This window comes from Enterobacter sp. SST3 (assembly GCF_000286655.1).
Classification (GTDB): Bacteria; Pseudomonadota; Gammaproteobacteria; order Enterobacterales; family Enterobacteriaceae; genus Enterobacter; species Enterobacter roggenkampii.
Window position 1 is genome coordinate 123,512 of sequence record NZ_ALNS01000020.1, and the last position, 12,409, is coordinate 135,920.

The 12,409-nt window shown below is 56.2% G+C and carries 9 protein-coding genes and 1 pseudogene; 4 read left to right on the forward strand and 6 right to left on the reverse strand.

The genetic code is table 11. The features are described 5' to 3' along the window. Positions 1-11: 11 nt before the first annotated feature. The 3 genes from B498_RS09030 to B498_RS09020 all read right to left on the reverse strand — a co-directional run bounded on the left by B498_RS09030 (position 12) and on the right by B498_RS09020 (position 2,781). Positions 12-1,133 carry an amidohydrolase gene (locus tag B498_RS09030; RefSeq protein WP_008501768.1) on the reverse strand — a complete coding sequence of 374 codons (1,122 nt, stop codon included), beginning with the start codon at positions 1,131-1,133 and terminating at the stop codon, positions 12-14. Further along, complete coding sequence (locus B498_RS09025; protein WP_008501769.1) at positions 1,130-2,131, reverse strand: LLM class flavin-dependent oxidoreductase; 1,002 nt, start codon at positions 2,129-2,131, stop codon at positions 1,130-1,132. Before B498_RS09025 ends, B498_RS09030 begins: the two co-directional genes overlap by 4 nt. Before the next feature lie 110 nt (positions 2,132-2,241). Beyond that, entirely contained in the window at positions 2,242-2,781 is a 540-nt protein-coding gene (locus B498_RS09020; protein ID WP_008501770.1) for an AAA family ATPase, read from the reverse strand. A gap of 341 nt (positions 2,782-3,122) precedes the next feature. On the opposite strand from B498_RS09020, the gene B498_RS09015 reads away from it, so the two are divergent. Then, positions 3,123-4,658 (forward strand): methyl-accepting chemotaxis protein, encoded by a 1,536-nt coding sequence (locus tag B498_RS09015; protein ID WP_008501771.1) that lies wholly within the window; start codon positions 3,123-3,125, stop codon positions 4,656-4,658. Here the strand turns inward: B498_RS09015 and B498_RS09010 are convergent. Further along, on the reverse strand, positions 4,655-5,053 hold the full coding sequence (locus B498_RS09010; protein ID WP_008501772.1) for a cupin domain-containing protein: 399 nt from the start codon (positions 5,051-5,053) through the stop codon (positions 4,655-4,657). The two genes, B498_RS09015 and B498_RS09010, sit on opposite strands and share 4 nt — an antisense overlap. Positions 5,054-5,161: 108 nt before the next feature. Between B498_RS09010 and B498_RS09005 the strand changes: the two genes are divergently transcribed. Further along, complete coding sequence (locus B498_RS09005; RefSeq protein ID WP_008501773.1) at positions 5,162-6,076, forward strand: LysR family transcriptional regulator; 915 nt, start codon at positions 5,162-5,164, stop codon at positions 6,074-6,076. Positions 6,077-6,380: 304 nt separating this feature from the next. Then, positions 6,381-7,877: an L-asparagine permease gene (gene ansP / locus B498_RS09000; RefSeq protein ID WP_008501774.1), complete on the forward strand. Its 1,497-nt coding sequence runs from the start codon at positions 6,381-6,383 to the stop codon at positions 7,875-7,877. A 92-nt stretch (positions 7,878-7,969) separates the two neighbouring features. On the opposite strand, the gene B498_RS08995 is transcribed toward ansP, so the two are convergent. Continuing rightward, entirely contained in the window at positions 7,970-9,031 is a 1,062-nt protein-coding gene (locus B498_RS08995; protein WP_008501775.1) for a YncE family protein, read from the reverse strand. Between the two features lie 241 nt (positions 9,032-9,272). Between B498_RS08995 and pqqU the strand changes: the two genes are divergently transcribed. After that, positions 9,273-11,387 (forward strand): TonB-dependent receptor PqqU, encoded by a 2,115-nt coding sequence (gene pqqU / locus B498_RS08990; RefSeq protein WP_008501776.1) that lies wholly within the window; start codon positions 9,273-9,275, stop codon positions 11,385-11,387. 119 nt (positions 11,388-11,506) lie between these two features. Here pqqU and B498_RS0121500 read toward each other — a convergent pair. Next, positions 11,507-12,175 (reverse strand): annotated as a pseudogene (locus B498_RS0121500) (GntR family transcriptional regulator). Positions 12,176-12,409: the final 234 nt, after the last annotated feature.

Sequence of the window (12,409 nt, forward strand, 5' to 3'; positions counted from 1 at the left end):
CCTCTCCTGAATTAAACGTGTTGCAGGGCTTTTTCCGCAAGCTGTGCAAAATAGCGGGCGGCGGGCTCAATCAGTGCTTCATCCGGGTTAAAGGCCGGGTGATGTAAACCAAACGGACTGTTGCTGCCAATGCTGACAAACGCGCCGGGAACAGACTGCAAATAGACCGCAAAATCTTCCCCGCCCATATGCAGTTCCGCGTGACGGGTTTCATAACCGGCCTCACGCGCGACCGAGGTGGCGAAGTCGGCCCAGCGTTCGTCATTCACCAGCGCGGTAGGCCCGGCATACCAGGTGATATCAATCTGCGCGCTGAAGGCGCTGGCAAACCCGGCGGCAATTTCACCCACGCGGGCTTTCACATTCTGCTGTACCTCCGTGCGATGGGTACGCAGCGTGCCTTCCAGCTCGACGCTTTCCGGCAGCACGTTCCAGGTGTTACCGCCCGAGATGCGGGTCACGCTCAGCACCACCGAATCCAGCGTGTTGACGTTGCGGCTGGCGACGCTTTGCAGCGCCGTTACCAGCTGGCTTGCCAGCACGATGGCGTCGTTGCCTTCATGAGGACGTGCGGCGTGCGCGCCTTTACCGGTAATGCGGATCACGAAGCGGTCGACGTTGGCGTAGAACGGCCCGCCGCGGGTGGCGAACTCACCAACCGGCAGGCCAGGCTCGTTGTGCATACCAAAAATCGCGCTGACATCGCGCAGGGCACCGGCCCGCACCATGCTCTTCGCACCGCCAAAGTTCTCTTCAGCAGGCTGAAACAGGATGCGCACGCGGCCGTTAAGCGAGGCCTCCCGCTCTTTCAGCTTTAACGCGGCGCCAAGGATGACGATGGTGTGGATATCGTGTCCGCAGGCGTGCATCACCCCGGCATGCTGTGAGCTAAACGGCACGCCGCTGCGCTCCTCGATCGGCAGCGCGTCAATGTCGGCACGCAGCGCAACCAGCCTGCTGCCCGTTCCGATTTCCGCCACCAGCCCGGTCGACAGATCGTAAGGCTGCGGGGCGATCCCGGCATTCGTCAGCCACTGGCGCAGGCGCGCGGTGGTTTCGACCTCCTGGCCGGACAGCTCGGGGTTCTGGTGCAGTTCGCGGCGCCAGGCAATCAGTTGTTCGCCAAAACTCATACGGTGACCTCCTTGTTAAGACGCGCCCCGGCAAGCAGGCGCAGCGACGCAACGCGCGTAGCCCCCTCCGCCACCGGCGTGTCGATGATAAATTCGTCAATGCCCCACTGCTGGTGCAGCGCGTTGAGCTGTTCCACTACCGACTCAGCGGTGCCCGCCAGCAGCGACTGCGCGCGACGTGCAATGCGCACCGGCTCACTGCCCGCCTGGCGCGCAAACGCGTAGGCCTGCTCTTCGCTGGCCACGGTGACACGCTGCCCGTTTGCCAGCTCAACGCCCCACACTTCGACCTTCTGCGCCAGCGCGTCTGCCTCAGCCTGCGTCGGCGCGACAATCGCCTGCACCGCCACTATGACGTCCCGCGCGCTGTTCTCACGCCAGGTCGACACCACCTCGCGCAGCAGGTCCGGGTCACCGTTCAGGTGTGCGGCAAACACAAAGTGCCAGTCGAGCCTGGCGGCGAGCAGCGCGCTTTCGGTACTCGCGCCCAGCAGGAAACCCTCAGCAGGCAACGGCGGCAGCGGCGTGGCGCGGACGGCCTCTTCAATAGCGTGATGCTCAGGACGGATCCAGCGGTCGAGCTGGGCCAGCTGTTCGGCAAAGCTGCCCTTTTCCTGTTGATTCAGGCCCTGCTGTAGCGCGCGGGTTGAGAGCGGTAATCCACCGGGGGCTTTCCCAACGCCGAGATCGACGCGGCCAGGCGCCAGCGCGGCCAGCACGTTGAAGTTCTCGGCGACTTTATAGGGGCTGTAGTGCTGGAGCATTACGCCGCCAGACCCGACGCGAATGCGCGTGGTTTGCCCGAGGATCCAGGCAATCAGCAGCTCCGGCGAGGGGCTGGCAAGCTGTGGGGTGTTGTGGTGTTCGGCAATCCAGAAGCGGTGATAGCCCAGATTTTCTGCCTGCTGCGCCAGCGCCAGGGTACGCGCCAGTGCATCGGCAGCCGTTTCGTTTTCAGCGATGGGGCTTTTATCCAGAATGCTGATTCGCCATGACATGTTGCGTTCTCGTTTGACTTAACATGTCGACATTATTAAAGGCGCATTTCACCACTGAGAAACAATTAATTTACATTTAGTTTGCCGGAAAACAGATATATAAAACCCTGCTAAGAATAAGACTTTAAGGAAGCAATCAGCGATTCCACCTGCTCCCGACGGGTAATGCGGACGAAGCGAATATGGCTATATTGCGGGTTTTGCAGGTCGGCTTCATAGCGCGTGCGGTTATTACGCCAGGTTTTGATCGTCCAGATGATAATGGATTCTCTGCTGAAGAACGCGCGCCGGAAACTCTCTTTGTTTCCCGTTCCCGGCCAAAGCTCGTGTTTATGCCAGGCCCGCTTTATTGCTCGGGTGACGGCCTGCCAGAGGGTGCGGGTAAACCCATAATCCACCCAGACCACCACATCGACATCGCGCCATTTCAGCGGTCGCGTGCGGTTGTAGTTACCGTCGAGCACCCAGTCTGACGAAGCCTGTAGCGCCTGCGCCAGCTTTGCCTGAAACTCGTCGTCCGGCGTGCCCTGCCAGTTAGCCTGCCAGTAGAGTCTGTCCATCTCGATACAGGGAATAGACAGCGCGGTCGCAATCTGCTTCGCCAGCGTGCTTTTTCCGCTCCCGCTGGTACCGATGACGTTAATTTTCACCTCAGCCTCCCTGTATTTACGAAAATGTGACCAAATGATAGCGTTTTCATCCTGTTAACGAAACGCTATTTCAGCATGACAATTTTTCCAGAGAGACGATCTCCCTCTTGCAGTTTGGCTTATGTCATTTATTTAAGCCGATACAGAATAACACCCACTAAAATATTTTCAATTTTATTACATTCGACAACATTAACAGATTAAAAATAATGAATGCCGGGTATTTCGGAGAGTCTCAATTTCAGCGAGAATATATCCAGGCCGTTATTAAAATAATCATACTTATCTTGCCGGAGCGCTTTCCGGATTTTTTATTCTTGCACAACATCATGGAGTTACTCATGAGGCGTAACACCCCCGTTACACAAAACGAGTTTTTGCTTAACGCCGGTTCGACGTTAATGTCCACTACCGATATAAAAAGTCATATTACCTATGCTAACTCGGCTTTTATAGAAGCCAGCGGATATAAAGAAGAGCATCTTCTGGGGGAGCCGCATAACCTCATCCGCCATCCCGACATGCCTGCCGAAGCGTTTGGCGACATGTGGTTTACCCTCCAGCAGGGCGAGACCTGGACAGGGCTGGTGAAGAATCGTCGACATAATGGCGATCACTACTGGGTGCGGGCCAACGTGACGCCGGTCTGGCAGGGGGAATCCCTGACCGGCTATATTTCGGTGCGCAATATCCCCTCACGGGAGGAGATCGCGGCCAGTGAAAATCTGTATGCAAAAGTGCGTAATAATGAATTAAAACATCATCGTTTTTATAAAGGACTGTTCGTTCGGCGCGGTATATTTTCCTTTTTGTCGCTCTTTAAATGTCTCAGTACCGGAAAACGAATTCAGCTTGGTATTACTGTGACAGCATTACTTTCCTGCCTGGCGATGTATTTATTCCGCGATCGTCTCGTTCAGGCCACCACTCTGGTGCTGCTTTTTTCTGCGCTGTCCTGTTATCTTCACGCGCAGATCGCCCGGCCGGTAAAATCCATTGTTCAACAGATGCAGCGCGTGGTTTCAGGACGTAAAACGGACTATTACCATTTTGACAGGATCGATGACATCGGGTTGATGATGCGCCTGGTGAATCAGTCTGGTTTAAACCTGAACTCGCTGGTTGATGATGTCGGGGCGCAAATCAGCGGTATTGGCACCATCAGCCAGCAGGTCGCGAAAGAAGGCGCGGCGCTGCAGGCGCGTTCTGAAGAAACCGCCGATTTCTTGCAGCAAACCGCATCTGCGGTGGAAGAGATCGCCAGCGCCGTGAAGCAGACGGCAGAAACCGCAAACGAGGCGATTCAGATGGCGGATCGCACCCGCGACAGCGCCCACTGCGGTGAAGCGATGATGAAAGAGACCATCGGTATGATGCAGTCCGTTTCGCAGGATAACGGCCAGATCGTCGATATTATCAGCGTTATCGATCGTATTGCCTTCCAGACCAATATTCTTGCGCTGAATGCCGCCGTGGAAGCGGCGCGCGCGGGTGAAGCCGGCCGCGGCTTTGCCGTGGTCGCGGCTGAGGTGCGCAATCTTGCGCAGCACTCCGCGACGGCGGCGAAAGAGATCAAAGCGCTGATCGAGAAAAACGTTGCCAGCGTCAACGCTGGCGTGGAGAAGGTGGGACAAACCGAATCACAGCTGACGGTTATGATCGACCATGTTCTGCAGGTTTCCACCCTGATTAAGGAGATTGGCCTCGCCACGCAGGAGCAAACTCAGGCGCTGACGCTCATCAACGCCTCCCTCTCCCGTATCGGCGCAATGAGCCAGAGCAATACGGGGATGGTGGATAACGTCACTCACGCGGCGAATCACCTGATGCAGCGGACGACGCGCCTGCAGCAGGCGATTGCCGTTTTTGGCGGTTAGCCGTTCGGGTACTGCTCGTCGGTCACTTTTTCCAGCCATGTTACCGGGCTGCCGTTTACCGCTTCGGCGATGGCAAGATGCGTCATCGCCGTTTGCGCACTTGCGCCGTGCCAGTGCTTCACGCCGGGTGGGATCCAGGCGATATCGCCCTGATTCAGGATTTCCGCCTCTTTGCCCCATTCCTGTAACCAGCCGCGACCCTGCGTCACAATCAGCGTTTGTCCCAGGGGATGCGTATGCCAGGCCGTGCGCGCGCCCGGCTCAAAGGTTACGGTTGCCCCGCCGACGCTGGCAGGTTCGGTCGCCTGAAAGGGCGCGTCAATGCGAACAGCCCCGGTAAACCAGGCTTCCGGTCCTCGTACTGAAGGTAATGAACCGCTGCGGATAATTTTCATCTTTTGCTCCTCGTTGACTGTTGCGTTAACAGTAGCGCAAAGCACTCCGCAGCATTAGGGTGCATAATCAGATAGGACACATGACTGAAACTCATAAATAGAACCGCGATGCTAAAAGATAATTTCAACGATCTGCTCTCCTTTATGGTGGTGGCCCGCGAGCGCAGCTTTACGCGCGCAGCGGCGCAGCTGGGCGTCTCGCAATCGGCACTGAGCCATGCGATGCGCAAGCTTGAAGCGCGATTAGACGTTCGCCTGTTAACCCGCACAACCCGCAGCGTGGTTCCGACACCCGCGGGTGAGCAGCTTTTTTCGCGCCTCAGCCCGCATCTGCTGGAGATCGAACAGGAACTCACGGCGCTTCGCAGCAGCCGCGACAAACCCGCAGGCGCTATCCGCATCGTCGCCGGCGAGCACGCGATGGACGCTGTGCTCTGGCCGGTACTGAAGGCTTTTATGCTGCAGTATCCTGACATTAACGTCGAAGTGACGGTCGACAATGGCCTGACAGATATCGTCGATGGCCGCTTCGACGCAGGGGTTCGCCTGGGTGAACAGGTGGCAAAAGACATGATTGCGGTGCGGATTGCGCCGGACATGCGCATGGCGGTTGTCGGCTCCCCGGATTACCTGGCTCGTTTTGGCGTGCCGCTCGTGCCGGAGCAGCTGGGTGAACACCGCTGTATCAATCTCCGCCTGCCCACCCGAGGGGGATTGTATGACTGGGAATTTGAGCGCGACGGGCGCGAGCTTCGCGTGCGGGTTGACGGACAGCTTACGCTGAATAACCTGTCGCAGCGCATCGACGCCGCGGAGAATGGTCTCGGATTAGCCTACGTGCCCGAGTCCTCGGTTCTGGACGCTCTGAATCAGGGACGGCTGGTCAGGGTCCTTGAATCGTGGTGCCCCACGTTTGAAGGATACCACCTCTATTATCCGAGCCGTCGGCAGCACACAACCGCGTTCAGGTTACTTCTCGATGCCCTGCAGCAGCAAAAATTTATACCATCTGGTAATAATTAAGAGAATCTGATGATTAAATAATCAACCCCGCCATTGTTTTGACTAAAAACTCATCACGTTTCAGCGTGTTGTGATCCCCGTCTGCTCTGACCACACGATTTCCTTCGACGTGCATCACTTTCGGCACGGTTATATTTTGCGTCGCTTATGAATTGCAGGTAGGATGCCTCGCCATGTTTCGCCTTATCCATACGCAGAATGACTGGGAAGGCGACATGTGTTTGCGCAGAAGCAATCGTTTGTATTGCGCTCTGCCAGGCAGGACTATCACGATAATGGTTCAGACAGGCAAACAGGTAACTCAATGAAAACAAGCAATAAAAGCGCAGCCGATCATCACGCTGCTAAACGTCGCTGGTTGAACTCCCACGAAGAGGGCTACCACAAAGCGATGGGCAACCGTCAGGTTCAAATGATCGCCATCGGCGGCGCTATCGGAACGGGTCTGTTTTTAGGTGCGGGTGCACGTCTGCAGATGGCTGGCCCGGCTCTCGCCCTGGTCTATCTGGTGTGCGGGATCTTCTCTTTCTTCATTCTCCGCGCGCTGGGCGAGCTGGTACTGCATCGCCCTTCCAGCGGCAGCTTCGTCTCTTACGCCCGTGAATTCCTCGGTGAAAAAGCCGCTTACGTCGCGGGCTGGATGTACTTCGTCAACTGGGCGATGACCGGTATCGTCGACATCACCGCCGTTGCGCTGTATATGCACTACTGGGGCGCGTTTGGCGATGTGCCGCAGTGGGTCTTTGCGCTTGGCGCCCTGGCGATTGTCGGCACCATGAACATGATCGGCGTGAAGTGGTTCGCGGAGATGGAGTTCTGGTTTGCGCTGGTTAAAGTGCTGGCCATCGTGGTGTTCCTGGTCGTGGGTACCGTCTTCCTCGGCAGCGGTAAGCCGCTGGATGGCAATGCCACCGGCTTCCACCTGATAACCGATAACGGCGGATTCTTCCCGCACGGTCTGCTGCCTGCGCTGGTGCTGGTTCAGGGCGTCGTGTTCGCCTTCGCCTCCATCGAGCTGGTGGGCACCGCAGCAGGTGAATGTAAAGATCCGCAGACGATGGTGCCAAAAGCCATCAACAGCGTGATCTGGCGTATCGGTCTCTTCTACGTCGGCTCCGTGGTGCTGCTGGTGCTGCTGCTGCCGTGGAACGCCTATCAGGCGGGTCAGAGTCCATTCGTCACCTTCTTCTCGAAGCTGGGCGTGCCATACGTGGGCAGCATCATGAACATCGTGGTCCTGACCGCAGCGCTCTCCAGCCTGAACTCCGGCCTCTACTCGACCGGTCGTATCCTGCGCTCCATGTCCATGGGCGGTTCTGCGCCGAAGTTCATGTCCAAGATGAGCAAGCAGCACGTGCCGTACGCCGGTATTCTGGCGACGCTGGTGGTCTATGTCTTCGGCGTGTTCCTGAACTATCTGGTGCCGTCTCAGGTATTCGAAATCGTTCTGAACGTGGCGGCACTGGGGATTATCGCGTCCTGGGGCTTTATCGTGGTCTGCCAGATGCGTCTGCGCAAGGCGATTAAAGAAGGCAAAGCCGCTGACGTCAGCTTTAAGCTGCCTGGCGCGCCGGTGACCTCCTGGCTCACCCTGCTCTTCCTGTTCAGCGTGCTGGTGCTAATGGCGTTCGACTACCCGAACGGCACCTACACCATCGCGACCATTCCGCTGCTGGCCGTGCTGCTGATTGCGGGCTGGTTCGGCGTGCGTAAACGCGTTCATGAAATTCACAGCACCGCGCCGGTTCATCCTGACGATGAAAAACACGACGCCCCGCTGGTAGAAGAAACCTCGCGTTAATAAAAAAGCCGGGTGGCGGCTTCGCCTTACCCGGCCTACATTTCATGGTTTTGTAGGCCCGGTAAGCGGCAGCGCCACCGGGCAATCCCATCTTACAGCGCGATACGCATCACATCGTCAGGCTGGGTAGCTTCCTGCTGGCGGGTAGATTTCTGTTTCACCGTCACGTACAGGGTTTTGCCATCCGCTGAAAGCGCCAGGCTGTTCGGGTAGACCGGCGTGTCGAAGGTTTTAGTGACCTTATACGATTTCGCGTCAATCACGCTCACCTTGCCGGCTTCACGGTGCGTCACGTAGGCTTCATTGCGGGTCGGGTTAAACAGGACCGCCAGAGATTCCGGCGCGGCGATTTTCTCGATCACGCTACCGTCTTTCAGGCTCACCACCAGCACTTCCGGCTGTTTTGAATCGGTCAGGAACGCGCGCTGACCGGCAGCGTCGAGGCTCAGGTTCAGGTAGAAGTGCTCTTTACCGTCATCCTGCACCTTTTTACGGGCAATAATTTTATTGCTGGCCGTATCAATCGTCACCAGTTCGCCGTCCGCATTCGTGGTGTACAGACGTTTCGCCTGCGCATCCAGCGCCAGGCCGGTGCTGTAGGTGCCCGTATTGGCAATGGTTTCTTTCAGCTTCAGCGTGGCGCCATCCACGACCCAAATCACGCTCTCTTTACCGACACCGGTAATGTAAATCGTGTTGCTCGCGTCATCTGCCACCAGCTGGCGCGGCTGCAGCGGTTTGACGGTTTCGCTGCGCTGACGCCCGTCCAGCACCAGCCGCCCTTTTACGTCACCCGTTTTTGCATCAATCGCGGTTACCGCGCCGTTGATCGTATTGCCGAACCACAGCGTTTGAGTCGCCTTGTCAAACGTGGCACCAAAGGGTTTCAGATCGCTATGGATTGCCTGCGTCACGTCCAGCGTGACCGGATCAAGGCGGTAGACAACCCCGCCCTTGTCGGTTTTACGGCTTTGCGAGGTCGCCACCCACAGCGCATTCTCCTGCTGGCTCACGGCCATTTCATACGCCCCTTTGCCCACCGCTTTACGCAGTACCTCTTCGGCGGCATGCACCTGGAACGTCCCGGCAAGCAGTAAAGTGGCAGACAGCAGCGACAGGCTCAGACGCGGCGAGCACAGTTGACGTAAAGACATATCAATTCCTTTTCTGAAAAGTGGGGTTGGGCTGACATCACTTCCGGCAGACAACGTCATGGCATTATCTTTTGATAATGAGAATAGTAATCTTTAATGGGTTAAATGTGGAGTTTTTCTTTCCCGCTTCGCCTTCCATTAACGCAATGTGCGGTTATAGTTTTCAAAACTTTTACAAAACCTTTAACATATATGGACATGTTCCATTTGGTTCGTTTATACACCACAACCGGTTTTATTCATGAAAATCATTTCTGCCCGTAAGGCTTCTCTCCCGCTGCTGCTGGTTCCTGTTATTTTTGCGCCGCTCACCGCCGTGAGCGCAGAGGAACAGACCATGATCGTCAGCGCCACGCCGCAAACCGTATCGGAGCTCGATACTCCGGCCGCGGTCAGCGTCGTCAATGGCGACGATATGCGCCAGGCCGCGCCCCGCATTAACCTGTCTGAATCCCTTGGCAGCGTACCCGGGCTGCAAATTCAGAACCGTCAAAACTACGCCCAGGATCTCCAGCTTTCGATGCGCGGATTTGGCGCCCGCTCAACCTTCGGGGTGCGCGGTATCCGTATGTACGTCGATGGTATTCCAGCCACCATGCCGGACGGACAGGGCCAGACCTCCAACATCGACCTTTCCAGCGTGGAGAGCGTTGAAGTGCTGCGCGGTCCCTTCTCTGCCCTGTACGGCAACGCCTCTGGCGGCGTAATCAACATCAACACCCAGACCGGGCAGCAGCCGCCAACCATTGAAGCCAGCAGCTATTACGGCAGTTACGGAACCTGGCGCTATGGCATGAAAGCCACCGGCGCGATGGGTGACGGCACCCACGCCGGGGACGTGGATTACACCGTCTCCACCACCCGCTTCACCACCAAAGGCTATCGCGACCACAGCGGCGCGCGGAAAAATCTCGCTAACGCCAAACTGGGTGTACGGATTGACGACGCCAGCAAGCTGACGCTGATTTTCAACAGCGTGGACATGAAGGCCAACGATCCGGGTGGACTGAATTATCAGGAGTGGCGTGACAACCCGCGTCAGTCGCCGCGCGGCGATCAGTACAACACCCGTAAGACCATCAAGCAGACCCAGGCAGGCCTGCGCTACGATCGCCAGCTCAGCGCTCAGGACGACCTCAGCGTGATGATGTACGCCGGCGAGCGTGAAATGACGCAGTACCAGTCGATTCCGTATCAGCCGCAGCTAAAAGCCACTCACTCCGGCGGGGTGATTGATATGCAGCGCCACTATCAGGGCGTGGATACCCGCTGGACACACCGCGGCGAGCTGCTGGTGCCGGTGACCTTCACCACCGGTCTGAACTACGAAAACATGAGCGAAGACCGTCGCGGATACGAGAACTTCGTGATGCGCAACGGCGTGCCGGACTACGGCGTCAAAGGCGATAAACGTCGTGACGAACGCAACCTGATGTGGAACGTCGATCCTTATCTGCAAACGAGCTGGCAGCTGACGCAGAAACTCTCTGTCGACGCGGGTGTCCGCTACAGTTCGGTCTGGTTTGATTCCAACGACCACTACGTTACGCCGGGCAACGGCGATGACAGCGGTGACGCGAGCTACCACAAGTGGCTCCCGGCGGGCGCCGTGAAGTATGCGGTGACGGATGCGTGGAACCTCTACGCTGCCGCAGGGCGTGGCTTTGAAACGCCAACCATCAACGAGCTCTCCTATCGCGCCGATAACCAGGGCGGTCTGAATATTGGCCTGAAGCCGTCCACGAATAATACGTATGAAGTGGGCAGCAAAACCCGCATCGGCAACGGCCTGCTGACGGCGGCGCTGTTCCGCACCGACACGGATGACGAGATCGTGGTGGATTCCAGTTCCGGCGGCCGTACAACCTATAAAAATGCCGGGAAAACCCGTCGTCAGGGTGTCGAAGTTTCCCTGGATCAGCAGTTCGCTGAGAACTGGAAGCTGAAGATGGCCTGGACGTACCTGGATGCCACCTACCGGACTAACGTCTGCAGCGACGCAGATTGTAACGGTAACCGAATGCCGGGGATTGCGCGCAACATGGGCTTCGCCTCGTTTGGCTGGCAGCCAGAGGAAGGCTGGTATGCGGGGACAGACGTGCGCTACATGAGCGATATCATGGCCGACGACGAAAACAACGCGAAAGCGCCGTCCTATACGGTAGTCGGGCTGAATACCGGGTATAAATTTAACTACGGCAACTGGGGAATGGACTTCTTTGGCCGCGTCGATAACCTGTTCGACAAAGAGTACGCGGGCTCGGTAATTGTCAACGAGTCCAACGGTCGTTATTACGAGCCTGCACCAGGCCGAAACTATGGCGTCGGGCTGTCGGTCTCTTATCGCTTCGAGTAAGCAAAAAGAAAAGTTTATTTTATAAATGAAATAACCCTCCTGATGGCATTAAGCCATCAGGAGTTATTCACCAGATAAATAATTAGCGGCGGTATATAGTCGCTCTAATAAATAATCTCTCAGTTAAAATATTGTCGCTGTAAAAGAGAATCTGCTTCATCAATCAACTTATCAATCGCCTTCTGGCTCGCATCAACATCTCTCCGCTCAAGGGCCGAAAGCAGCTCGTCATAGTGATACGTTGCCGTTTTGATGTCGTTAAGTTCGTGATGCAGGTAGTTCATGCAGGGCCCGATGCGGACCCATAGCTGTTCAATTAAGGCATTAAGCGTAGGCATTTCCGCATACTGATAAAGCGTAAACCTGAAGATACGATTCGCATGCAATGCCTGCTGAACGTTTCCATTGCGCATGGCCTAATGGAAGGCCTCTGACATTTTGCGCAACGCCTCCAGCTTGCCGTCTGACATCTTCTGGCATGCTGCGGCGACCGCCATTGGCTCAAGCTGTTTTCTGATGGCGTTAATCTCGTTATAACGCTCCAGCGTCACTTCAGGGACCAGAAATGCCTGTGCGGGCGTGGCGTGAAGCGCGCCTGAGGAGACCAGGCGCAGCAGCGCTTCGCGGACCGGCGTAATACTGGTGCCTAATTTATCAGCTATCTCTTTCGTAATCAGTCGTGCTCCTGGTTTGAGAGAGCCTGTAATTAACGCCCCTTTCAAACTGTGTTCAACCTGCATGGTAAGGCTAACCCTTTGGGCTTTTTCTAAGTGATCCAAATCAAGCATGTGGAATTCCTGTAGCTAAAACTTAATGCTATTTTTAAACGCCAGTTTTAATAAAACGGCGCCGGTACGATATATCCTGTATCGTCATGCCTGGTGGTGGGAAGTACAAAAAACAGCAAAAAAAGTAAACGTCATTTTTTTTATCGTTTTCGGGCTCATCGGGGATGATGGCGCGAAAAGTCATGTCCAGTAATTAAAGACAATATATCGTATCTTCACAAATAAATATGGCGG

Excerpts from the sequence above, each read along its gene's own strand:
- B498_RS09030 (WP_008501768.1), bottom strand. The coding sequence starts at position 1,133 with ATGAGTTTTGGCGAACAACTGATTGCCTGGCGCCGCGAACTGCACCAG.
- B498_RS09025 (WP_008501769.1), bottom strand. The coding sequence starts at position 2,131 with ATGTCATGGCGAATCAGCATTCTGGATAAAAGCCCCATCGCTGAAAAC.
- B498_RS09015 (WP_008501771.1), top strand. The coding sequence starts at position 3,123 with ATGAGGCGTAACACCCCCGTTACACAAAACGAGTTTTTGCTTAACGCC.
- B498_RS09010 (WP_008501772.1), bottom strand. The coding sequence starts at position 5,053 with ATGAAAATTATCCGCAGCGGTTCATTACCTTCAGTACGAGGACCGGAA.
- B498_RS09005 (WP_008501773.1), top strand. The coding sequence starts at position 5,162 with ATGCTAAAAGATAATTTCAACGATCTGCTCTCCTTTATGGTGGTGGCC.
- ansP (WP_008501774.1), top strand. The coding sequence starts at position 6,381 with ATGAAAACAAGCAATAAAAGCGCAGCCGATCATCACGCTGCTAAACGT.
- B498_RS08995 (WP_008501775.1), bottom strand. The coding sequence starts at position 9,031 with ATGTCTTTACGTCAACTGTGCTCGCCGCGTCTGAGCCTGTCGCTGCTG.
- pqqU (WP_008501776.1), top strand. The coding sequence starts at position 9,273 with ATGAAAATCATTTCTGCCCGTAAGGCTTCTCTCCCGCTGCTGCTGGTT.